The following is a 24,277-nucleotide window of genomic DNA, read 5'->3' as shown; positions in this document are numbered from 1 at the left end:
AAAAATAATCACATTTTCTTTCACTTTCTTGTCTTAAAATAAAACAGCCGCAGTAGTCACCTACTGCGGCTGTTTTATTTTTTATTTCATCAAGATTTCAACACAATTCGAGATGGCAAATAAAAATATTATAAAAAAATAATATCTTGAGGTATTAGTCGCCATTGTCAAATCGCTGCTTGCGAATTAGGACGCTTTTGAATACGCGTATCAGAATTTGTCTTACATACGTAACGTTCTGAGGATTTACGCCTTAATTTTTCTTATCAACGCAAACCAAATTCAATAAAACAATTCCCAATGAACCTACATTTATGTAATATTGACAAATACATTAGATTTCTCTTTTTACAATGCACTCGAAAGCCCAGTCAACCACAAAAGCCAGAGTAAACCAGCTTGTTGTCAGAACTGGAGCCCTACCGCCTTCAGTGCAAGTCCAGCACCTTGCGCCAGGTCAATGGGAGCAATTTATTGAGTCCAGCTGTGTAGCAAACCTGAAGCCGGAAAGGAAATACATCAGAGTTAAGCGACTAGGAGGAGCTGGAGACGCAGGAAGAGATATTGAAGCGAGACTAGTCGATTCGCTGGCTTCAGAAAAATGGGATTTGTACCAGGCAAAGCACTATAAAAATCCGTTGGCGCCGTCTGATCTTTTTCCCGAGCTGGCCAAGTTCTTTCAGCATTTGACTATTAAAACATATCCGGCTCCGCGTTATTATTTCATTTGTTCACCGCAGAATGCTGGCCCCGATCTTCACGATCTTCTCGAAAAGCCAATAGAACTTAAAAAGCGTTTAATTGAAGATTGGCAAGCAGAGAGGACAGGATTAAAGGGCCAGAGTAAACGGTTAACACCGGACGTTTTAGTTACTATTCACAACTTTGATTTCACCAAAATTCGAGAGATGTTAGTCAGGACACTTCTTCAGTGGCATGAGACTGACACAAAGGCTCATTACGAAATGTTTGGCATAGAACCCGAAAGAGGTGATGATCCGGGTGTGCCGATAGCACCAACTGCTGATGAACAGTCGTATGTGTCTGAACTTGTTAAAGCCTATGGTGAAGACTCAGCTTGCACCTTAACTGTCTCCGATGTCGTTACCTCAAAGAACTATGCTGACCACTTTGCATCCTGTCGTGCCGAATTCTACTGTGCCGAAGGTCTAAAACGCTTTAGCCGTGATTTATTTCCTGAAGATGAATTTGGCCGACTATTGGAAATGATTTACCCAAGTGCGAAACGCGCTGCTTCCAGCCCACGCCATAAGACTGGACTTGAGCGCTTGGATGCAACGTTATCAAGTGTTTCGGCACTACCATTTACAGACAGTCGATTGTATCCACGACTCCGCGGTGGGGACATTCCTGGAGCCTGCCATCATTTGGTAAATGAATCGAGAATTAAGTGGGTCAAGTGAATAAAGAAGTTAACGTGTCAGTCTTCAATTCTCCATTTGAATTGGGTTTACGGATGGTATATCTGCTAAGTGCAATTCGACCACTCGCTGTTGACCTCCAAAAGCTTATATTACTGGACTACGCAGCGGTGTATTCTGGTGACCTCGGGGGACCTCAAAGCCTACACACTCCAGTTCCATATAGGGGAAATGAAATGCTTAGTAGGCGCGCTCTTATCGAAGAGGGTTTGCATTTAATGAGTACTCGAGGACTGGTGGACGCACGACTAGATTCCCAAGGAATCAGTTACGTCGCGGGTCCCAATGCATTAGCTCTGGTCGGATCCGCATCTGCTCCCTATTTCATGCAGCTTACTGAACGTTGCCGATGGGCGGCCGAACGATTCGCTCAAATTGATTCAATAAGCTTGACACAGGAGTTTAATGAGATGGGGCACCGTTGGGGTGCGGAAATTGAAGGTTCTGAAGATAAGGCTCAATAGATGGCAGTAGTATTGAAAAAACTGATTGCTCAAGGCATCGATCGTCCAACGGCAGGCATAACATTTGCCTCGAACAATTGCTTGATTCGAGGCCCAAGCGATACGGGTAAATCATACATTCGTGATTGCTTATGGTATCTCTTGGGCGGGGAAAAAGTTCCAAAGTACGTGCCGGAAGCAGATGGCTACCAAACCATTGCCTTAGAGTTTCATTTTGATGATGAAGCCTATATCGTCCAGCGTGCTTTAGCAGGAGGCTCATCGACAATCTATAAGCGAGTGGCAATTTCCGATAGTACTTCAACACCTGATCAACTGTCTTCACAAAGTGAGGATAGCGATCCGCTATTTAATCTTCATGACTGGAAACCACTAGACGTGGACCTTTCTGAGTTGATGGTGAAACTAGCTGGAGCCTCAGGTAAGAAGATCCTTCGATCCAAGAGTAAGATGGGGGATGTTACAGGAACCGACCTTCGTCATTGGTTCTTACTTTCACAACCTACCATTATCAGTGAATCTCCAACCAGCGGTTCTAGCCACACGGAAAGACCACAGAGAACCGCAGCTTTTCATCTTTTTCTAACTGGAACCGATGACTCTTCAATTGCATTGACTAAATCTAAGGCTGAGCAAGATCGCGCTGCAGGCGCGCTTAGTTCTGCAGAAGACGGCATACGACGTGCGCTCGCAGGCATACCTACTAATACGGATAGGAAAGAAACAGTCGAAGCATTAGAAAGAGTCGATCAGATATTGAATGAAATGACCAAGCAGTATGAGTTGCGTGCTCATAGTCTAAAAGCTATACGTCAACAGATCGTTGATAAAACAGAGGCATTAGCAACTGAGTCGGCTCGAATGAAACATTCAGCGTCTATGCTTGAACGCTTCGAACTACTGTTCGAAAAATATGACAGTGACCTAAATCGACTTAACGCAATAGATGAAGGTGTAGCATACTTCCAGGCATTGCATAAAGCGCCTTGCCCACTTTGCGGGACTGAGATTGAACAAAACGTATTGAACGGACAACCAAATGCAAAAGCTACAGATAAATATCGAATTGCTGTAGCTGCGGAAGCGAACAAAATTCGTGCTCTTCGGTCTGGACTTTTGAATTCATTGGAGCATGAACGGGTTCGCTTGCAAGCCATCGAAAGGAATGTCCGTGAATTTATCCAAACACTCGATGAATTGGAGCACCAAGAAGAACGTCAGCTAAAAGGTGCACGTATCGAGTTTGAAGGTGATCCAAAGACATTGGCCATGCGCCGAAGTGAACTATCAGCCATTCTTAATCTATTTGATGAAGTAGAACGCCTTCATATCGAGATAGAGAAACTCAAGAGTTCGAAACAAAAGAAAACAGCACCAATCAGTCGTGACGGCGGCAATGCGGCTGCCGAAGTGGCGAGCCATGCAAAGTCAATGCTCATCGATTGGGGGTTTAAGGATATCACCTCCGTTCGCCTAGATACTGATGAATGCGATCTATACATAAATGAGCGAGAGCGTTTGAGCTACGGTGCAGGAAAGCGAGGTTTATTCTTGACAGCCCTGACAATAGCTTTGATGCGTCACTCATTGAAATGTGGATTCCCACATCTAGGAGTTGTGGTTATCGACTCCCCTCTCAAAGCATATGCAGACCAAGATCCATCTGAGAGCGACAAGAGCATAGGGGATGTTCCGCTGGCAGCTGTGAAAGACAATTTTTACGCATGGCTTGCGGGATGGGCTGGCCCTGGTCAAATCATTCTATTAGAAAACGAGAAAATTTCAGCTGAGACTGCGGAAGTGCTAAAACCCATACAGTTTACGCGACGAAATGACCAAGGTCGTGCTGGATTCTATTTGAAGAGTGTCGAACCACTGTTTCGGGATGCGTAACGCACTTGCTCGAATTCACGAGTAGTCATAGCATTGTCTGTTGACGCGCACCGAATATTGACCATCGGGGGGTGCGGATAAAAACTTGGACTGATTTATGTCGTTAACCCGAGACTCTCGCGATATTCTAGTGGACTGCGAGAGCCAAGGGAAATTTTAATCCGTTTTTCGTTGTACCAACGAATGTATGAGTCAAGTACCTGAATAAACTGCTCAATGGTAAAGATTTAAAATTTAAGACGAAACGCCCAGTCTCGATAAGATTTGGCGTTTTCAAATCTACCCAGTTCAATCGGGAAATTCGCAATTTTAATTGGTCGTTTTTCTGAGATGCTATGAACGCCAACAATATATTTGCCATCTTCTGATTTGATGGTCGCCCAGTCAGCTTGCTTTGTCATCGGGTCGATATAAATTTTCCTGAGATGCCGACGTATTTGTGGGGTTCTTGGATCTTTTAATAAATCTTCAAGATGACTCGGAAAGCGTGAAGACCCAGGTGGTGCGGTGTTTGCGTAACTCTTAAATGCGGTCTGAAATTCTAGACCCACAAAAAGAAGTTCATTTTCCGCGGTACGTTGCTGTTCTAATGATGCGACTACCAGCGTCGCAGACGCACAAATTGCCAGTATGGCGAGCAGAATCACTAAGCCTAAATAAGCAAGGCCGCCTTCTGCACATTTAATGTGCGTGTACCTTATTTCATGTTGAAGTTGTTTCGTCACCATTGGTATCTCTTATAACGAACCGTACAGAATACCATTCTGACCTTTACCTGGCGCGCCACTATGCAAATCATAAATATGGCCTTGTTGGTTGCTTTCTGGCGCTACTAATTGCCAAGTCGTTGTACTTTCAGTGACGGGGTCGTACGGAATTGATTTTAGGTATCGACGATCAACTAATTCTGACAACGACTCTGGATAACGCCCTGTGTCCGCAAAGAACTTGTCTATTCCTTCTCTCGTCGTACGTAAGTTTTCAACGAGAACGACTCGCTTACTGCGGTCTATGCTTTGAAAATATCTCGGCAAGGTCAATGTCGTCAAGAGTGCTAAAATGGCGAGTACGACCAATAATTCAATAAGAGTAAAGCCGGATTTTTTCATGCGATGTTTCAATAAAAGGTTCTTTGTTTAGAGTCCATTGAAGGATAATTTTGTTTTCAACGCCGATTACCAATATCGGTATGCGATTCCGTTCAGACCCAATTGATCGCTATCGACGTAAACGTCATAAACGTCATCCCCTTCCTTGGGATCATTTGCTTCACTGGTGTAACTGCGAAGGCCCCATGAGTTAATTTCATCTTGCGCTTGTGGAAGCGCTAGTGGATTACGTGGTAGACGACGTAGAAAGAATATCTTTCGCCGCATCGGGTCGCGCTGATCGATGACACCGCTAGTCAGAACTTCTAAATTAGGCGGGTATCCCGTTTCTCCCATTGATTTAGCAATCCGGCCATCGTCACTCGCATGTTTGTAGGCATCTATGGCAGTTCTTATCTCAATGAGCGCAGTCCGTAATTCTCGCTCTTTATTTCGTTGTTGAATAAGTTGCGAGACGGGAAGCGTTATCGTCGCTAATAAACCGAGTATGGCTAAGGTCATTAGCAACTCAATGAGTGTAAAGCCGCGATTTTTTTTGTTCATTGTTACTTTGCGTAAGCAGACTATGGGTGAATTTCTATATTCATCGGCGCCAATTGAGACGATGGCAATGCTTGTCCTGAGCCACTGGTGTGCTTTATATTGATTATCTGTATGGGAGTGCTATTTGTCACTGCAAGAGCCCGAAAATTAAATGTGACTAAATTCCCCAGATTACTTGCTGCCCCTTGTGCACGGCCGTTAGAGAGCGAAATCTGACCTTTGGGATCAATCTGATTAACGAAACTGGTTTGTACACCACCTTGCTTCATGAAGATTCCTTCGTTGACACTCACTGCTTGCAGAGCTTGACTATCAAAGCCAATGATCAAGTCAGTATGCTTGACAGGCTGGCCCGATTGCATCAATAACTGCACAGAAAATACGTCTCCGATTTTGACAAACTTTGGCCCTTGCCATTCTAATTTAGCGATGTCAGCGGCCGTTTGAGCATTGCTTGGTGACATGCCGTTGATTGAATTGGCAAAAGTCTGATTTGAACTTACTTGTCCAGTTTGCGCTGAGCCAACTGAATTGGGTGCAATAACAGAGTTATTCCCTTTCCCTGAGGTTTCGATAAAGTCAGGGTGTGCTTTAAAATTGGTCTCTGTGCCTGAATTAAACTCAGACTTCATTCCATCCGGTTGCTGAATATTTCGAATCAGATGTGGAGTGATAGAGAGAACAATTTCTGTCTTTTGGTTATCATCTAATTGGCTGCCAAATAGTCGGCCCAGTAGTGGAATTTCACCTACTCCTGGGACCTTAGTTGCAGAATTTCGTTCTTCGTTATTAATTAGTCCAGCTAACACCTGCGTCTCGCCATTCTTTAATCGCAGAGTAGTGCTCGCGGTTCTGGTTCCGATATGGTATGCGACAGTCCCTGATTGTGTTTTTAACTGATCTGTGACGCTGCTGACTTCTAATGCCACTTTAATACCTACATCGTTGTCAAGGTAAACAGTTGGTTCAACTTCTAACTTTAAGCCTACGTCAATATAATTAATTGACTCTGAAATAAATCCAGTAGAAGTGGCAGTCGTTGAAATATTAGGCACACGTTCGCCGATAAGAATTTTTGCTTTTTCATGATTTTTTGCGCGAATTCGAGGATTTGCCAACAAATTAGCGTCGCCAGTTTCTCTTCTGGCTTTGGCGGTTACTGGCCCGATGGTTGCACCGATTGTCGAACTATGTAAATTAGAACGAAGGTCTTGCAGTGTGAGTGTTCCTCCAGCAACTGTCGGCAGAGGAGTTAGACTCAGGCTATTTGGCCATTGGACACCCAATTCCATTAGTCGCGTTCTTTTGATTTCCAGTACTTCTACTTCTAACATCACTTCAGGCTCTGGTACATCATGCAAAGCGACGAGTTTTTCAGCCAATTTAATAGCATCAGAAGTATCACGAACGATCAGCATATTGAGCTTTTCATCAACGATAATGTCCTTTGTTTTGAGAATAGTTCTCAGGGTGTTCTCGACCTTTTTTGCGTCCGCATTCGTCAAGAAAAAGCTTTTGACGAGCATTTCTTGATATTCCTTTTGTTTGCCTGGGGTACTTGGATAGATCAGCATTGTATTGTCATCAAGAATCTGCCTTTCCAATTGGTTCGTTATCAATAGGAAATGGATAGCCGAATCAATTGTGCTATTGCGAAGAAAAATAGATGCGCGTTGGTCAGTTTTGATTTCTTTGTCAAACAGAAAGTTGATACCAGACGTACGCGAAATTACCTCAAAAATTTGCCGGATCGTCGCATCTTTAAATTCAATACTAATCGGCTTTTTAAGGCTAACTGTATTGTTCGAAATTTGTGGCTCCAAATCGTTGAGATGTGCAATTTGATGTGCTAACTTGTTTGCAGCATCGTTGTCGGGATTTTCTGAGAGTATTTTTTTGACCAGGCGGTTAGCTTCATTTAAGTTTTTTTGTTCAAATGCGCTTTGTGCATTGGCCAGTATGTCAGGATGCCGTTCAAGTTGATCTAACTTAGTCAGGCCTAGCTTTGCAAAATCGTTTTCAGGATCAATGTTGATGACGCGCAAGAAATTACTTTTTGCGAAATTATAGTCGCCACTTTTAATTGCTGCGTCTGCTTGTGCATTGAGGGTATAAGCAATTTTTTCAGCATTGCTTAAATAGGTTTTGCGATACTCCAGATTGTCTGGTGCCTGGATCATCGCGGATTTCAATTTACTCAGGCCATCTTCAAATTTATTTTGGGAAAGCAAGTCATTGCCATCACGAAAAGCCTTTTGTCCCGCACAGCTGCAGAGTAGGCAAGCAAAAAGTATGATGATAAGTCTTTGTGAGCGAGTGTTAGTTTTTTTATGCATGATGTGGCTTTTTTCGGATATCTTTATTTTTATTCGAGACTGCCAATTTGAATTGTTTGTAACTGATTCAAAGGTAGATAAGTCATTGTCATTATCGGTGGTGCAATCGACTCCACTTTATACAGGCCATTAATAACTGCGCCTTTTTGAACAACATAGCTTTTATCTCCGCTGCCCAAATAAACTTCAACCACACCGTCTTCAGATTTCTTGCCCAAATATTGAAAAGGGAGCGGTGGTGCCACCGGTGGCGGAGGCGGTGCGGGCTTAGCTGGCTTTGGCGGAGGTGGATTCCAGTTTTGAGAAACAAATAGCAATGACGAGTCACCAGGCGACGAGGTGATTAAAGTTTTCCTGTCAATGAGTTCAGTAATTCCCCGTGAGAGGTATTTGGTACCTTCATTTTGAATTGCTGTCGGCATATTCGAGTCACGCCGCTTTTGCGTATTGCTCGGGATTGCTTTTCTAATGACGGGTTCCGCAACGTTGCTGTCCGGTGCTTTATTTCCAAAAAAAGCAAATCCACCTGAAATACATAAACCCACGATCAGAATTCCAATGCGCTTATTCAATGTCATCTCTCTTGCGTGAAATATCTGTCACGTAAATATTAAACGCCAGCTTTGCTTCTAGTAACGGACTTCCAATGGCATCGCGTTTGAAAGTGATTTCTTCCAATGAAGCGTAAGGAATCATCAGTAAGACTTGTTCAGAAAACTGTCTGATCTGTTTATATGTGCCTTTGATAGGAAACTGCATGTGATAAATAAAAAAGCCACCTACAGGATCATGGTCGAATTTATAGTCGCCACTATTAACTAATAATTGCGCATCCTGTGCTAAAGCAAGAATGGTCTTTAGCTGTTGTTCAACATATTTTTTTTGACCTAAATTATCATTGAATTTATTTAAATTTACTTCGTCTGGCGATAATCGAACTATTTTCTTTGAGTTTTTAGCACGAATCAATTCTTGTTGAGCATTTTTTAAAGAGACGTCTGCACGATCTATTTTTGCCATTTCCAATGGAATCAAACAACCCCATCCGAAGATTGTTACGATGATAAGTAGAAACAGCAATACGTTCCAAAACGCATTGGATCGTAAATAAAGCGCTGCTCTTATCTTGTAATGATTGCCCATGTCGATATTTTATTGTGGACGCCATTGAGCGGAAAATTGAAATCGGATCGGATGATTAATATCTTGTTCATTGACTTCATGCTTTTCAATCATGACATTCGTAAAGAACGTTTCTTTTTTTAGTCTTTCGATGTAATCAATCATATCGTCCGTAGTTTTCGTTTCAGCTACGCCTTTAATTTGGAACTTTTCAGCGTTTGGCAAAATACTTAATAGCGCGACGTTCGGTGATGTCGCATGTTCCAACTGATCAAATAGATCAGACCATGGCATATTGAGTTTCGCGATGGCATGGTTGATGGTGAGCTTTTTTGCATCTGGAATAGGTGTCGGTGCAGAGGGGGTCATCTCTTTTAACAAGTTAAATCGCAATGCTGTGGTGTTGTGGATCTCTGATTCGATAACGGACTTTCGACCTTCAAGTGCGAGATAGTGCTCGAGAAAAGTACCAAAGATTAGCGTCAATGCCACCACCAACATTATTGTAATGATGCTGATGTTGAGCAATTGATGGCAAAGTGTTTTTGGCGCAAAATCGATGTTTAGTTCTCGCATGTATATATACCGTGCATTTTTATTGTTGCGATTTGTGATCATTCATCGCAGTATTAACCAGTGACAATGAATATTTGTCACCTAATTGGTTTGTCATTATCTTTTTTAAATTCCAATGGGTAGGAACCTCTCCGACGATTTCTAGTTGTTCTGGAAGCGCAGACCGAGCTAAAACAGAAAACCTAATTAATTGATTGATTAACCACTGGCCGTTCTTTTCGGCGCCATACGGGACTGATAATAAATTCACGATTGAGCCAAACTGGGCTACAGCGACAACTAAACCCGTACTTTCACATACGGCAAACCATGTCCCATCTTTGATGGTGTTTTTCCACTTATTCCATTCTTTAATAAAGTTTGGTTGGAGAGATGTGATACATTGCCGACGCATCTTGGTTGATGCCTGTATTTGATCGATCAAGTGCCTTGGTATAGCGCATACCAAAGAACTACCCGTCGTTGACCAGTCGCTGCGTAGCACCCAATCTTCACTGGCTTGGTTAAACAGTGTCTCAAATCGCATCGATGCGAAGCCTCGCATGTCATCTAGAGAACTCGCCGTGTTCGGCGGAGTAAATACAAAATACCGTAACCAATAATCAGATACGGTCATTTCCAAAAATTTAGGGCTTGCTTTAATCCCAGTAATTGCCTTTTCCCAAATTGCTTCAAAACCATTTTTTGAAAAATCTAGATCATAGGGAAAATAGAGTGGCCCCTCCGCTACCTTTTTCGTTAGCCGGGCCTGTAGCTTTTTGTTGATGTAAATACCGTGGCGCGTTATCCGACATTCAGTTAGAGGGAATAAAAGCTTAAGCATGAAGAGTAACCCTTTTGATTTCTTCAAGTGTCGTCATTCCTTTTTTTGCCAATTCAAGAGCCACTTCCCGCAACGTATGAGTCCCGTTCTTTTTTGCCAGTTCCTTGATTTGACGGATCGGTTTCTTCTCAATAATAAATTCGCGCATTTCATCTGTTAGAGTCAAAATTTCAGCAATAGCACGTCGCCCTTTGTACCCTGTGCCACGGCAATCGCCACAACCGACGCCACGACGAAAATGAAAATCTTTCACATTTTCAAAGCATAAATTGACACGCGACAATCTCTCGCTGGTCATGGTGTCATCAATAGAACAGTGAGGGCAATTTAAACGAACCAGACGTTGCGCCCATATACCATTGAGTGCGGATACAAATGCATAGGGGTCAATACCCATATGGGTAAATCGACCAAAAACATCAAAGACATTGTTAGCGTGGACAGTGGTCAATACGATGTGCCCTGTCAACGCGGATTGAACAGCAATCTCCGCGGTTTCTTTATCTCTGATTTCGCCTACCATGATTTTATCGGGATCGTGCCGCAATATAGAGCGCAAACCTTTTGCAAACGTCAGTCCTTTTTTCTCATTGACAGGTATTTGTAATATGCCTGGGAGTTGATATTCAACGGGATCTTCAATGGTGATAATCTTTTCTCGCCCTGTATTGATTTCGGATAGTGCTGCGTAGAGGGTCGTGGTTTTACCCGATCCTGTTGGACCCGTTACCAATAACATCCCGTACGCTTCTTCGGTCAAGGCTCTTAGCGTTACCAATGACGGCGTGTCGAATCCCAGAGACTCAAGATTGAGTGCGCCATAGGCTTCGATCATTGCTCGTTTGTCGAGAATACGAATGACCGCATCTTCGCCATGTATGCTTGGCATAATAGATAAACGTAAGTCAATTTCACGCTCGTTCACTTCGACGCTGAAACTGCCGTCTTGAGGTACGCGTCTTTCGGAAATATCTAACTCTGCGAGGACTTTTAGTCGGGAAATGACTTGTTCTGCGTCCGTATTTCCCGATAGCGCTGTAATGTGATCTAGCACGCCATCAATCCGGTATTTGACTGTTAAACCTGTGGCAGTGGATTCAAGATGAATGTCAGATGCACCTGCTTTCAACGCGTCATATAAAGTCGCATTGACAAGCTTGACTGCAGGGCTGGAGAGTTCCGAAACTGACTCGAATGACAGTTTCGTTGCCGCCTTGTTTTCACGTTTTTCTTGCGAAGAACTGCTGATAATCCCATCAGTCGCTCTGACTGATTCTTCTTGTTTTGATAAATAGGCCTGAATGTCTGACTTTAACGACAGCCCAAATTCTATTGGCTGACTCGCTATATTTTGGAGCCAAACGTAAATGTCAGTATCGAAGGGGTCTGAGATGATTGCCGAAAGGACACCATTGGCGTCGCGTAGAATCACGCATTGCCGCTGCATCGCTTTGCTAAGAGGCAGTACATCAAATGCAGGAACGTACTGTAACATCCTCGGAGTGTCTAGCGACGGCATACCTAAATAAGAGGCCACTTCAGCATTCAATGCTCTGGCGTCGAGCTCGGTTATTTCCGAGAGAGCATTCCAAATTGATACACCTAACTTAGCAGATTGCGCTCTAGCTTGCTCGTAAATCGTATTGCTGAGTTTCTTAGGGGGTGATGTGCTAGTCTCAATACTTGATGTCGCTATCATGAAAACCCATCTGCAAGATTAAAAATCGGCATATACAACAAGACGACAATTGTCCCTACAATTAAACCTATTGCAGCCATGAGTAATGGCTCGAACCCACGGATAAAGCGATCTATCCAACGGCTTATTTCACCTTCATAAAAGTTTGCCGATTCAGTCAGCATTTTTCCAAGTTCACCAGTACGCTCTCCAACTCGTAGCAAACGTTGCGAAATAGGTGTGGTCAATTGATTGTTTTCAAATGCATCAGATAACGAGATACCAGATTCGATAGCCTGCAGCGCTCTATGTAGATTTTGCTTCATGGTGGAGGTGAGCATTTTTTCAACGGTAGTCAATGCTGTGACAATAGGAATCCCTCCATCGAGCAACATACCTAGAGTCAGATACAGGCGTGAAAGATAGTAGATATGAAAGGACTCACTAAGCCCAGGAAGATTGCGAACCAGTTCCATGAATTCGCCATTTTTCCATGATCTATGTAAGTAAAATGCCCCAATTATCACGAGTCCCAGCAGTGACACGATTAATGTTGAGCTATGTTGAGCTACAAAATTTCCCCAGTCCAACAATAGCTGAGACGACCAAGGCATTTCTCTACCGGTTCCTTTATAGACGTCCGCGAATTTGGGAACGACATATGTCATCAGAAAGATTGTGACACTACCTCCAACCGCAAGCAAAATGGTTGGGTAAATCATAGCGCTCACGATTTTGTTTTTAATGATATCAATTCGCTCTTGATATTGTATGAATCGGGAAAGCGAAGAAGGCAAGCTACTTGTTCTTTCGGAGGCTTGAATAATGCCAATAAAAAGTGCCGTAAAAATAGTAGGTTGGTCATGTAGGGTTTGAGAAAACCGTTTCCCCTCCCTTACACCTGCGAGCAACGTCATCAAAATATTTTGTGTTTGCTCATTCTTTTCTTTTTCTACCAGCGCTTCCAGCGATTCAACGATGGTGAGACCTGCTTGTAGTAATGCCAATAGTTCCTTACTAAACAGAAGTAGGGAAAACGTCGATTTCCATTTGTTAAGAGCTCTGCCAGTCAGTGAAGGAAAGCGATTATCAGCCTCCTTTTGTATAGACGACACAAACCAACCGCGCGATTTAATTTCTTGGCGTGCTTGTGTTTCGTCGACCGCATTGATGGTTTCGATAACCACGTACTGATCTTTGGTTAAAGCCCTGACTTTAAATTGCATGCTTTTTGCAGGAAAGATTTACAGTGGTTGATCAGTTGCTGATGTCGGCGTTTTCGCCCGTACCACCCGGTTGTCCATCCTTACCTAGAGAGATGATGTCAAAGTCCTTAGCTTTTCCGGGGGCGTAATACTGGTATGCGTTTCCCCAAGGATCCAATGGAATATCTTTGTTCAAGTAAGGTCCATTCCACTTTGGATTCGATGTTGAGTTTTGTCTCAATACCGATAGTCCTTCTTCGGTTGTCGGTAGGCGACCCATGTCAATTCTGTACGTTTCAAGTGCTTTATCTAATGCCGTAATTTGCGCCCTGGCAACTGCCACTTCTGATTTTCCGATCTGAGAGAAGTATTTGGGACCCACATAGGATGCTAACAGCCCAATGATCACCACTACTACTAAAAGCTCTAAAAGTGTGAAGCCTTGTGATTTTCGAGATGACAGTTGGCACGATTTTTTTTTAAGAGATGCGAGAATCATGCGATTAAGAAAAATTAATTTAAAGTTAAAGAGTGGTTAAAAAGCATATTTATTATGCTACTTAATGTATCAATAGCGTATTATATCATTTTGAAAAGTAGCTAATTATTCCTTAATGTTTCTAAAAAATCGCTTGAAAAATTTTGTGACTAAAATGGCAAGAAAAATCTTATCGAAATGTATCCCTGTTTTGTAAGCCAGATCTTAATCTGAAATTTTGGAAATTGTTAAAGTGCGTTTTTGAATACTAATGTGCTTTTAGCGCACACTACGGTGCAATTTTTTAAATAATATTGCCTTCTAATTTTTTGAAAAAATACCCATGGTTAAATTTCGTAAGTTTTTGTTAATTTTGTGCATGTTGAACTCATGGTTTCTAGTTCCTCAGTATGCTTCCGCTAGTGAACTTATTTATCAAATTGCTGGTTCAGCTGAAGAAGCTCACGCGATTTGTAATGGTATTGCCTCCTCGCTTGGGCTGGTATGGTGTTGACGCGCACCGAATATTGACCAACAGGGGGTGCGGATAAAAACTTGAACTGATTTATGTCGTTAACCCGAGACTCTCGCGATATTCTAGTGGACTGCGAGAGCCAAGGGAAATTTTAATCCGTTTTTCGTTGTACCAACGAATGTATGAGTCAAGTACCTGAATAAACTGCTCAATGGTAGTCGCTTGCCATTCCCTAAGATAGAACATTTCCGTTTTCAGCCGCCCGAAGAATCCTTCGCATGCCGCATTATCAGGCGAGCACGCTTTACGCGACATCGAACGAATCAACTTTGCATCGCTGATCCGCGATAGCCACCCAGGCCAGCGATAATGAGCCCCACGATCAGAGTGAACGATGGGCCGGTCGTTGCTCTTGGCCACCGTCTCGATGGCGGCATCCAACATCGTGTTGACAAGCTTTGCGTCTGGACTCGTGCCGATTGACCAACTGATGACCATGCCATCGAAGCAATCAATCATCGGCGATAGATATACCTTGCCGGCCGGGATTTGAAATTCCGTGATGTCGGTGAGCCACTTCTCATTGGGGACTGCGGCACGGAAATCGCGATTGATTACATTCTCTGGTGCAGGGCAGATTTCTCCCAGGTAGGAACTATAACGGCGTCGCTTGACCTTGGCGACGATCAAGCGTTCTTGCTTCATCAAACGCTGCACGACCTTTTCCGAGAGGAAGTTGGGCCACCGTTGGCGGTAGTGACATGGTTCGCCCAGGCCTCGCCGATGAAGGCAGAGTTACTGGTCGTCTGGAACGCTGCGAGCGGTAAGCGGGCGACAGGATTGCCCTGGCACTGACGTTGAGTGCTCCCAAACAACCGCAGGCCGTATGTGCGTCATACCAAGCCGCTTTTGAAGTTTTTTCCATTAAAAAGCCGATGGGGAGATTTTCCCGACCGACTTTTTTTAGCGACCGCAAACACGTAGCGGGCGGGGGTATTTTTCCGCCCCGCTTTGCTTTAGTCTTTCCGCATCGGCTCGGTCGGCCCTTCGTTGCGCGGAACTGAGTCGCGTAGTTTGATCATCGCGTCAAAGGATAAACTACGCTGAAATAGCTCATACATTTCAGGCATATTTTTGATGTAAAACCAAGCGATCTTACCAAAGTCATCCACATCAATCCTAATTCCAAGATCATCTAACATAATGGTTTCTGCTTCTTTCAGCGCCATCAACTGACGCTCCTCAGGCGTCAATCTCGGAACCGAATATGCCATGAACGAGAATTCACCTGATGCTCCATTTGGTACCTGATATGGAACTAGTATATCTTTGATCTGATCAGCAACGCGTTCAAGTCCTCGTCTCGCGAGATTTTCAGCTATTTTTGGCACTATTTCCGGGTATGCATCTCTAAGCATTAAGTCTTTTGACCAATATCCATTGTCGTCAACGTTTGACATTTACACCCTCTTTATGAACCTGGTTTAAATGGGAACTCTTTTTGGCCCCGGCGGAATTGGTGGCCACGAAATGGGGGCAATCATGATTCTGCCCACCAGGAATATCCGGGTGACCAAATGGATGCTCCTCCAAACCCCCACTTTCGCCATTCGCGCCAAAGTTCGGAGGATAATAACGTCGCATGAAATCTGCCCAAACTGGAGTCTTTCTAAAGTCTGGTCCACCGGGTGGATTAAAGTTAATCCATGGAGTTGGCGCCCCCCCCTCCGATATTCCTGCCCAAGCATATGCTTGAGCTTGAGCCTGAGCACGAGTCGCAGTTGCTTTACATTCCGTCGGAAAAATAATTGTCGATGGTAAGGGGAATTCCGTAGCTACCTATCTCAACCAGTAAATCCGGAGACAGTGTAGGGCCACCATCAAAGCTGGCTTGGAAATGACCGCACCACCAAAGGCCATCAAACTGATGGGCAAGCGCAACGATTTCAGACTTTCTGGGATTCAGAATTTTTAGAAGAAATTCAAAGCCATCCTCCAGACATGTCCACTCAGGCTGGAATCCAACCTCCCCTTGTCCATTGAATCCCCAATACGGGCGTCGCTTCCTTTTGATTGCCTGGATTTGCGATTGACTCAGGCTACCGCTTGGCTGCAAATTCAAGCAAGCTGAAATCTCAGACGGATCCAACTGGTCCCCATAGAAGCTCAGCTCTATCGTGTACTTATGCATTTTTCATATCCTGATTATCTTGCCGCTAAAGTTAACTATTTTTTATACTCATAGCTACCATTGAGGAGTGAACAAAAACAAACACACTAACGTTAAAATCATTAAACCAGTGATAGGATCTTTGACAGGCTTTAGAACTTTTTGTTTGCAATCTTCACCGCAGATCGGTGCAGCAGGAGCGGGCGGAGGCGGAGGCATGTTATCGCATTTACCTCCCTTCGGACTGCCACGGCTTACCCATTCAGCATAGGCTTCCTCGATTTCTTCCTGGTCCGCATCTGCGTTACCCGGTTGTTTCCAGCACTGAGGATTATGAAACCACCGCTGAAATTCACGGTTGTTTCGACCGTACCACTTATCACCTTTGTGCAAACCGCGTGGATCAAAGAAAGTAACTGGATTCCCCTCAACATACGCATAAGTATTAATCCCCCCACCCAAGCCAATCGGATCACTTTGGATGTACCGCCCCGTTGCCGGATCATAATCCCTAAAATAGTTATAGTGCAGATTCGTCTCCTGATCATAGTACTGACCCGCGAATCTCAAATTAAACGTAAAGTCGTTCGCTGTTCCCGTATGACCCGGATTCTGATCCGGCAAGCTCTCTCCAAACGGTGTGCTATCCCATCTCCATACGACATTGCCTGTGCTGTCCGTGATTACCCGCGGTGTATTGATTTGATCCGTCTGGATATCATAGATCTTTGCTGTGCCGCTGGCTACCGTGACGGTGATAGGGGTACTGGTTGTGCTTGCTCCTAAATTATCCGTTGCTTTGGCTGTGACGCTGTAGGTTCCTGCCGCTACATTTGACCATGGGGTGTTGTAGGGTGCTTGGGCAATGCTGGTGATGAGGTTGCTGCCATTGTAGAAGTCAACTTTAGCAACGCTGCCATCCGGATCACTGGCGGTCGCATTGAGCAGTATCGTCGCTGGTGCGACAGCATTGGCCGGACTGGCAGTGAGGCTCACGACCGGTGGCATGTTGTTGATGACGTTGATGCTCATCGGTGCACTGGTAGTTGTATGGCCTGTGCTGTCGGTGGCCACAGCGGTGAGGATGTAGCTGTTGGCGGGTACTTTGTTCCAGGTGATGCTGTAGGTGTTGCTGTTCGGTGCAGTAGGACTGCTTGTGGTGCCCACTAAGGTGCTGCCCTGATACAGGTCGACTTTGGTGATGCTATTGCCTGCTCCGACCGCACTGGCGTTGAGGCTCACAGTGATGCTGGCGGGTGCCACGAAGGTAACATTGGGTGCCACCGGTGTGATGCTGATGCTCGGTGGTGGGTTGTTATTGCCACCGCCGCCACTCGTGGTGAAGACCTGGCGGTAAGCATATGCAGTTGGGCCACCGTTGGCGGTAGTGACATGGTTCGCCCAGGCCTCGCCAATGAAGGCTGAGTTACCAGCGCCGACGAATTTAATATCACCCTGATCGGCATAAATGCCTGCAGCAACCTTAGCGCCTTGGTAGGTGATGAAGTCACCCTTATGCAGGTAGAGTTTGAGTCGTTCCGGGTGTTGAGCCTGGATTTCTGTCGCACCAATAGTGGCGTTGCAGGTGCCATCACTCATATTCCAGCAAGTGGGGCCAGAATTGAGCGTGAAGCTGCTGTTAAAGTGCAAGTTGACGCTGGTACTGTTGCTGACGGTATTGCTGTTACCACTGCTTGTTGCTGGTGTTACTTTTAAGTGGCAACTAGTCTGGATGCTTGCCTGGTTGATGTAGTAATCACCCGGTTCAAACTCCATGCTCATGCCATTGCAGTTGGCTAAATTGAGTTGTTGAATCCGTGTTCCATTCGCCCCCGCCTGGAAGTGCAGGATACCATTGATCTGGAGACTGACACTTGCATAGTCACCTGCAGGAATGGTAACGACATTGCCTTGTTTGCTGATGAGCAGGCTTTGTCCCAAACTATTGGCACTGACTTGGCCATTACCGCTGATCTGTTGCTGAGTACTGCCATCGTTGACGATGACTTGTAAGCTATTAGCAAAGTTGACGTTGAGTGGGCTACTGGTCGTCTGGAACGCTGCGAGCGGTAAGCGGGCGACAGGATTGCCACTGGCACTGACTTTGGTTGGTGCATTGCCTGGGTTTTTGCTATCGATGTTATTACATTGGGTACTACCTAAGAATCCTGCTGCGCTGACGTTCAGTGTTGGACTGTCTACAAACCCAAAGTTGCAATAGGCCTGGGTATTGACTTGGTCACCGAGGGTAATACTGCCATTGGCGAAAGCGTTAAAGACGCTGCCGCTGGTTGTTGTCTGCGGTTGATTGGGTTGGCTTTGTGCTTGCGCCTGAGTGCAAAGAGCGCCCAGGAGTACGGCTGCACTCAGGGCACTCATGCGCCATAAATTTTTAGGTGCGCGAAGTGCTGAAAGTTCGTGCTTCATTCTTTTACCTTCTATTCTGTCTTGTCATCAGTGATGGTGTCTATGTGTGGACGGTTTGTGTGCTGTGTGTGAATTACTTCAGCACGGCAACCGGTATGTCGTCGAGGTAGACGTAGTCCACATCGCTTTGTCCACTATGCTCACTGATGAGGCGGCCACGCTGATCGTAGTGATACAGGGTGTTGCCATTCGGACTGCTCTTTTGTACGCGCTGACCATAGGCATTGATGCGGTAGCTGATGGTCGCAGCGGCGGTCGTGACTGAGACCAGACGGCCACGGGCATCGTAGTTCATTTGTGCATTGCCGTTATTGGTAGTACTGCCATTGGCATCCATCTGAATGCTCGTGGTCTGACTACCGGCAATCTGGGTTAAGCGATTGCTGGTGTTACTATAGCTGTAGTTGGTAGTGGTCGATCCGGTGGTTTTACTTTGACGGTTACCAACGGCATCGTAGCTAAAGTTTTGATTACTTTGCGGGGTCAGATAGCTGGTGAGACGGTCAACGCTGTCATAGCCGTAGCTGGCCTGACGTGCGGTGTTATTGACTTCGTTGATGGCAATAATACGACTAGCGGCATCGTAGCTTATGGCTTGTACCTGGTTATTAAGGGTGTAGCTGGTAATGCGACCATCGAGATCAAAGCCACGGTTATAGGCTTGCCCTGCACTATTGAGGTAGCTTTGTACGCCACCGAAGGGGCGATAGGTCACTTTGCTTAACACGGTGGCGGTGATGCCATCTTTGCTGGTATCAATCTGAGTGATGTGGCCAAGGCTGTCTCGTGTGTAGCGAATCTGTCTTCCGTTCGGGTAGGTGAGCTGTGTCAGTTGCCCCTGAATGTCGTACTGGTAGCTGGTGGTCGATACGATGGGGTTCCCATTATTGCTAAGGGTGCGGGTTTCGCTCAGAAGTCGGCCACGGCTGTCATAACTGAGTTGAATATTGCCGCTGGCGTCTTGTATTTGGGTCAGGCGACCTTTGGCATTATTCCCCTGATCGTAAGTGTAGTTCGTTACTTGCCCATCACTATAGGTAATGCTAGTGACGCGGTTTAAGACGTCATAGGTATAACGGGTCGTTTGTCCTTTGGCGTCGGTGGATGTCAGTACGTTACCGGCAATATCGACCGTGGTGCTACTGGTACCGGTATCGGGGCTGGTTAAACCGAGTTGATTTCCCAAACCATCAATACTGTAGAGGGTCGACAACTGGCGTGCGTCAGTGACTTTAATGAGGTGATGTTGGCCATCATAGCCATAGCTGGTGACCTGGTTATTGGCATCGGTCTGTGTTTGCAAACGACCCAGTGCATCGTAGCTTTGTACGGTCTGTGCTTTTAAAGGGTTGGTGATCTTAGTCACATTACCCAGTGCATCATATTCGTATTGATAGGTACTGTTTTGCACAGGAACAGAAGGTGGCGGCGTTGGTGTTACTGTCTGTGCCTGTACGCTGCTACTGATGCTGCCCATTGCCAGGGCGATCACATAAGCCAGGGTTGTCAACTGAAGGCTGATCTTTAATTGTGGTCTGTTCATTGTGCTGCTCCAGTAACTTGCTGGAGGTGATTGAGTGTGTCATAGATGCGGCTGACCTGACGGCTCAGGGTGCCGCTGGCGTCTGTCACGGTTTCTTGAACACGGTTGCCCATGTTGTCTAAGCTGTAGTTGATGCTGTTGCCAACGTTATCGGTGATGCGCACCAGGCGATGCGCATCATCGTAGGTGTAGTGCACCTGGCTATTGTCCGGCAAAGTTACCTGGGTCATCTGCCCTACGCCGTCATAGGTGTAGGTAGTGGTTTCTGTGATGCCATCGGCACTGGTGCTACGACTGAGCAGCCAGCCACGTGGGGCATAAGTCAAGTTAGTCACAACACCATTCGGGTCGGTGATGGTACCAACATGGCCGTGGGCATCATAGTTGGTCATGGTGGTGACATGTCCTGCCGCATTGGTGACGCTGGTGAGATTACCCTGGGTGTCATAGGCATAGGTAGTGACATCAGCAACGTCGGTACGTGGACCGGTGGCCGTCAATACTTGACCGACGTTGTTATAGGTGTAGCTCCAGACGCGGGGGGCGCCGGTCACCGTTGCTGCTGCGCCTTGACTACCATTAGTATCGGTGGTCGTTTGCTGAGTTTTAGTTAAGACGTTACCGTTGCTGTCGTAGGTGAATACAGTGCGCAACAAGGGTTCGTTGATTTGTACTGGCAAGCGGAAACTTGGATGCCACGAAGTCGTTGTCGTTCTCGCCAGGGCTGTGCCTGAGGCTTCGGTATGACTGGTTTCTAAGTTGCGGCTCAGGTCGTAGCTGTAGGTGGTGACGATGCCGTTAAAGTCGGTGCTGCTTGAGACGTTGCCGTTCGCGTCGTAGCTGCGCTGCGCGAGGTTATTGCAATCTGCGCAGGGTTGATCCATGCCCGAATTGAGGATAGTGTTCAACACCGGTTTGAACTGGTAATTGGTGGAAGTAGACTGGGGTGATGTGGACGTTCCTAATAACTTGGTGACTTGCACGGTGGTTGATCCATCTGCTTGTGCAGGGTTATAGGTCAGGGTAACTTTTTCTACTCCCCCGGCGTGTTCTGAGGAGGTCGCCCTGCCCTGGCAATCATAGTTCCAGCTCGCATAGGCTTTGCCATTCTCATCCACAATGCCAGTTAAGGCATTGACGAGTGAGCCGAGTCCTGCAGCCACATTATTACCATGGCAGGCTTGGCCGTTGTTAATTTTAGCGAGTTCGTTGTAGTAGTACACCCGCTGACTTCCATCCGGATAAGTGACAGATGTCAGGTTGTTGGCTGAGCATGCCAAGCTGGCGGTGGGACCCGTGCCAGTCCCTGTACAGCCACCGCTGATACCGTCATAGGCATATTGAAACTTGCCTCCTGCCGGATCAACAACAGTAGTGATGCGACCTGCACTGTCGTAGCTCATTTGTAGTTGATGTCCCCAGTTATCGGTGACACAGAGTAATTGCCCCACCGTGACTGCTGCACTCGTTTGTAGTACTTGTGTACACACGGGGGCATCTACCGGCAGGCGTCCTACTTTGGTATCGTTGGTAATACCATTGCTGTAGGTCAGTTTAAAATTAATGCCACTACGTTCGGTCACAGAAATCAAACGACCACTGGCATCATACTGCCAAATTTCGTCGCCACCAGAGGTCGTTAAAGTCCAGCCGGTAATGGCACTCTGGTTACTGCTCCAGATCGACGTTAAACGGTCACTGTTAATGAGATCGCTTTGCCAGTTCGTGCCATTGCGTTTGAAGAAGGCTTTATTGCCGGCACCTATGGTGACGGAGACCGCGTCAGGGATAGTGGCAGGGTCAAGGACTTTGGTGGCGTTCTCACACCAGATAGCTTGAGTATCAGAGCGCTGCCAGCAAACGGAACGTGTAGTATTTAAGGCTATAGAAGTTTCGGCCCGTAAGCTAGATTCAAAATTGTGGCCCCAGCGTCGACCGAAGGGATGTAAGTCTATCGCACCGACTTTAGCCGGATTGCTGTCATAGGTTCGTAGTAGTCTTAAAGGACTGCTGTTCCGGTAATCGGCTTCAGTTTGAATCTTAGCGCCAGTGGCAACGATAATTGGGTTACCCACGCTCGGTTGCTCTTCTGCTCCGGATTTACATGGCGGACATGGTGGCGGCTCAGGTGGAGCCGGTTGCGGTGTCTGGTAGACGCAAGTGTGTTCACTTCCAAAGAAATGCCAAGGTGCATCACATGACCTAGGAAAAGCCGTCGCGTAGCCTTGTCTAAAATCCTTTGGAATATCAAGCAAACCAGAACAATCATACCATGCAGGATAATATACATTGACGGTTGCTGTAACTTCACGACGGACAGGTCCGTTTGGGCCCATGTTTGCTGCTTCACACGCTTCCAGTGGACTTGCGTACTTATCGTTCCAAATGATAGTTTGTGCATAGCAGCAATTTGAAACTAACAAAATTACTATTAGTGTCGATATTTTTTTTAAAAAATAATACATAAATACATTCTAAAGAGACGAAATAAATTCAAATTAATTAATAAATCAGGGCTATGGTGTACATGTCGACTGAAGTCTGATCTCTAATTGTGGTCTGTTCATTGTGCTGCACCAGTGACTTGCCGGAGATGGTTGAGCGTGTCATAGATACGACTGACCTGACGGCTCGGGGTGCCGCTGGCGTCTGTCACGGTTTCTTGAACACGGTTGCCCTGTCTAAGCTATAGTTGATGCTGTTGTTAAATTAGCATTGAAACATATCACAGCAGATCTGAGCACCAAACAGACAAGTCAGGAGCAATTGTTATATAAAGAATTGATGCCATATTTAAATGTAATACAACCATCAAGACAAACTAGACCAGTCGAATCGACGATACTCAATCGACTCAGCATACTTAAGTTGATTTAGTAGAAAGTTTAAATTCTAAGAATACAATGATTCAAAGTCGTCTAACTACCGGGCATTCCCATTAAAGAGAAAGCAAAAAAAGATACGATATGAACATCACATTAAACATTACAACAAAATTTGTCATTGTTTGAGATGCAATAATACTTTACTGATACATTAAATAGCAATAAAATAAATTACTTTTTAAACATGCTTTAATTTATATTTTTCAAAATTTCAGAAATTCGACATTACAAGCAAAAAATTCTCAGAAACGTGTACGGAAGCTAGACGATTAAATCCATTCAATGACTGTTGTACTTATATTAAACCGAGTACTTATTTTGGTTCCGTCGCATTAACTTTTTAAAAGCGAAATCGGTTATGCTCAGCACCTTTTTAAAATTGATGCTCAGCCATGCTTGATACGAAACGAATGCGATTTCCATTAGAAATTATATCCGCCTGTATTCGTTGGTATGCAGCTTACCCACTCAGCTACCGACATCTCGAAGAGATGATGCAAGAACGTGGCGCCTTTGTTGATCATTCCTCCATCAACCGCTGGGCAATCCGGTTTCTGCCTCTGATCGAGAAAACATTCAGAAAATATAAACGCCCTGTTGGTAGCAGCTGGAGAATGGATGAAACCTATATCAAGATCAATGGACAATGGAAATACTTGTATCGTGCCGTCGACAAAGAGGGACAAACCGTCGATGTTCTTTTAACTGCTAAACGCGATAAAACTGCTGCCATGCGCTTCTTCGACAAAGCCATGCTTCTCAATGGCTTGCCAGGAAAGATCGCCATGGATAAGAGCGGTGCAAATAAAGCAGCGATTGATCAGATCATCGAAGACAAAGGACTGAGCATTATTGTACGGCAGGTCAAATATCTCAATAATATGATTGAGCAAGATCATCGTGGGATCAAGCGTGTGACGCGTCCGATGCTTGGGTTCAAGTCATTTCGTGCAGCCAGAAATATTTTGGCGGGAATTGAGCTTATGCATATGCTACGCAAAGGACAACTGAATCTGGTCGGATGTGAGTACATGTCAATTGCAGACCAGTTTTATGCATTGGCAGGCGTAGTCCGTCCAGCGATAATATAAAAAGTCGTAACGGCTTA

Annotated in this window: 21 protein-coding genes and 2 pseudogenes; 4 read left to right on the top strand and 19 right to left on the bottom strand. The window is 45.3% G+C overall.

Annotated elements, in window-relative coordinates; genetic code table 11:
* Positions 1-353: 353 nt before the first annotated feature.
* From ACO0KY_RS17900 to ACO0KY_RS17890, 3 genes are read left to right on the top strand one after another with little or no spacing between them, the layout of a single operon-like run.
* The gene (locus tag ACO0KY_RS17900) at positions 354-1,424 is read left to right on the top strand and encodes an ABC-three component system protein (RefSeq protein WP_423048337.1); all 1,071 of its coding nucleotides are present in this window, start codon (positions 354-356) and stop codon (positions 1,422-1,424) included.
* Complete coding sequence (locus ACO0KY_RS17895) at positions 1,412-1,906, top strand: ABC-three component system middle component 2 (protein ID WP_423048335.1); 495 nt, start codon at positions 1,412-1,414, stop codon at positions 1,904-1,906. The genes ACO0KY_RS17900 and ACO0KY_RS17895 overlap by 13 nt, the downstream gene beginning before the upstream one ends.
* Entirely contained in the window at positions 1,907-3,799 is a 1,893-nt protein-coding gene (locus ACO0KY_RS17890; protein WP_423048333.1) for a hypothetical protein, read from the top strand.
* Positions 3,800-3,894: 95 nt separating this feature from the next.
* On the opposite strand, the pseudogene ACO0KY_RS17885 reads toward ACO0KY_RS17890, so the two are convergent.
* The 19 genes and pseudogenes from ACO0KY_RS17885 to ACO0KY_RS17795 form a co-directional block, all read right to left on the bottom strand.
* Positions 3,895-4,020: pseudogene (locus ACO0KY_RS17885) on the bottom strand (IS3 family transposase); the annotation flags it as partial.
* Between the two features lie 6 nt (positions 4,021-4,026).
* Positions 4,027-4,527: a type II secretion system protein gene (locus tag ACO0KY_RS17880; protein ID WP_423048331.1), complete on the bottom strand. Its 501-nt coding sequence runs from the start codon at positions 4,525-4,527 to the stop codon at positions 4,027-4,029.
* A 9-nt stretch (positions 4,528-4,536) separates the two neighbouring features.
* Complete coding sequence (locus ACO0KY_RS17875; protein ID WP_423048329.1) at positions 4,537-4,908, bottom strand: type II secretion system protein; 372 nt, start codon at positions 4,906-4,908, stop codon at positions 4,537-4,539.
* 66 nt (positions 4,909-4,974) lie between these two features.
* Complete coding sequence (locus ACO0KY_RS17870) at positions 4,975-5,451, bottom strand: type II secretion system protein (protein ID WP_423048327.1); 477 nt, start codon at positions 5,449-5,451, stop codon at positions 4,975-4,977.
* 20 nt (positions 5,452-5,471) lie between these two features.
* Positions 5,472-7,682: a secretin N-terminal domain-containing protein gene (locus ACO0KY_RS17865; protein WP_423048325.1), complete on the bottom strand. Its 2,211-nt coding sequence runs from the start codon at positions 7,680-7,682 to the stop codon at positions 5,472-5,474.
* A gap of 134 nt (positions 7,683-7,816) precedes the next feature.
* Positions 7,817-8,332 (bottom strand): hypothetical protein, encoded by a 516-nt coding sequence (locus ACO0KY_RS17860; RefSeq protein ID WP_423048323.1) that lies wholly within the window; start codon positions 8,330-8,332, stop codon positions 7,817-7,819.
* 19 nt (positions 8,333-8,351) lie between these two features.
* Positions 8,352-8,930 carry a hypothetical protein gene (locus ACO0KY_RS17855; protein ID WP_423048321.1) on the bottom strand — a complete coding sequence of 193 codons (579 nt, stop codon included), beginning with the start codon at positions 8,928-8,930 and terminating at the stop codon, positions 8,352-8,354.
* Between the two features lie 9 nt (positions 8,931-8,939).
* Positions 8,940-9,485, bottom strand: a complete 546-nt coding sequence (locus ACO0KY_RS17850; protein WP_423048319.1) for a PilN domain-containing protein — start codon at positions 9,483-9,485, stop codon at positions 8,940-8,942.
* Between the two features lie 19 nt (positions 9,486-9,504).
* A complete protein-coding gene (locus ACO0KY_RS17845; protein ID WP_423048317.1) occupies positions 9,505-10,335 on the bottom strand; it encodes a hypothetical protein in 831 nt (276 codons plus the stop codon).
* A complete protein-coding gene (locus ACO0KY_RS17840; protein ID WP_423048315.1) occupies positions 10,301-12,007 on the bottom strand; it encodes a GspE/PulE family protein in 1,707 nt (568 codons plus the stop codon). Before ACO0KY_RS17840 ends, ACO0KY_RS17845 begins: the two co-directional genes overlap by 35 nt.
* Entirely contained in the window at positions 12,004-13,212 is a 1,209-nt protein-coding gene (locus ACO0KY_RS17835; RefSeq protein ID WP_423048313.1) for a type II secretion system F family protein, read from the bottom strand. Before ACO0KY_RS17835 ends, ACO0KY_RS17840 begins: the two co-directional genes overlap by 4 nt.
* Positions 13,213-13,243: 31 nt before the next feature.
* Positions 13,244-13,690, bottom strand: coding sequence for a type II secretion system major pseudopilin GspG (gene gspG, locus ACO0KY_RS17830; RefSeq protein ID WP_423048311.1), 447 nt, complete (start codon positions 13,688-13,690; stop codon positions 13,244-13,246).
* 544 nt (positions 13,691-14,234) lie between these two features.
* A pseudogene (locus ACO0KY_RS17825) lies at positions 14,235-14,876 on the bottom strand (IS3 family transposase); the annotation flags it as partial.
* Positions 14,800-15,069: a hypothetical protein gene (locus ACO0KY_RS17820; RefSeq protein WP_423048309.1), complete on the bottom strand. Its 270-nt coding sequence runs from the start codon at positions 15,067-15,069 to the stop codon at positions 14,800-14,802. The gene ACO0KY_RS17820 and the pseudogene ACO0KY_RS17825, both read right to left, overlap by 77 nt.
* Positions 15,070-15,160: 91 nt before the next feature.
* Positions 15,161-15,604, bottom strand: coding sequence for a hypothetical protein (locus tag ACO0KY_RS17815; protein ID WP_423048307.1), 444 nt, complete (start codon positions 15,602-15,604; stop codon positions 15,161-15,163).
* A 326-nt stretch (positions 15,605-15,930) separates the two neighbouring features.
* A complete protein-coding gene (locus ACO0KY_RS17810) occupies positions 15,931-16,335 on the bottom strand; it encodes a DUF4279 domain-containing protein (protein WP_423048305.1) in 405 nt (134 codons plus the stop codon).
* A 54-nt stretch (positions 16,336-16,389) separates the two neighbouring features.
* Positions 16,390-18,741 carry an RHS repeat-associated core domain-containing protein gene (locus ACO0KY_RS17805; RefSeq protein ID WP_423048303.1) on the bottom strand — a complete coding sequence of 784 codons (2,352 nt, stop codon included), beginning with the start codon at positions 18,739-18,741 and terminating at the stop codon, positions 16,390-16,392.
* 73 nt (positions 18,742-18,814) lie between these two features.
* Positions 18,815-20,284: a hypothetical protein gene (locus ACO0KY_RS17800; protein WP_423048301.1), complete on the bottom strand. Its 1,470-nt coding sequence runs from the start codon at positions 20,282-20,284 to the stop codon at positions 18,815-18,817.
* Positions 20,281-22,620, bottom strand: a complete 2,340-nt coding sequence (locus ACO0KY_RS17795; protein WP_423048299.1) for a DUF6531 domain-containing protein — start codon at positions 22,618-22,620, stop codon at positions 20,281-20,283. The genes ACO0KY_RS17800 and ACO0KY_RS17795 overlap by 4 nt, the downstream gene beginning before the upstream one ends.
* A 941-nt stretch (positions 22,621-23,561) precedes the next feature.
* Here ACO0KY_RS17795 and ACO0KY_RS17790 point away from each other — a divergent pair.
* Positions 23,562-24,260 carry an IS6 family transposase gene (locus ACO0KY_RS17790; RefSeq protein WP_423048297.1) on the top strand — a complete coding sequence of 233 codons (699 nt, stop codon included), beginning with the start codon at positions 23,562-23,564 and terminating at the stop codon, positions 24,258-24,260.
* Positions 24,261-24,277 lie beyond the last annotated feature (17 nt).

The organism is Undibacterium sp. Dicai25W, from assembly GCF_049340505.1.
In the GTDB taxonomy this organism is placed as follows: domain Bacteria; phylum Pseudomonadota; class Gammaproteobacteria; order Burkholderiales; family Burkholderiaceae_D; genus Undibacterium; species Undibacterium jejuense.
This window is presented reverse-complemented; position numbering and strand designations above follow the sequence as displayed.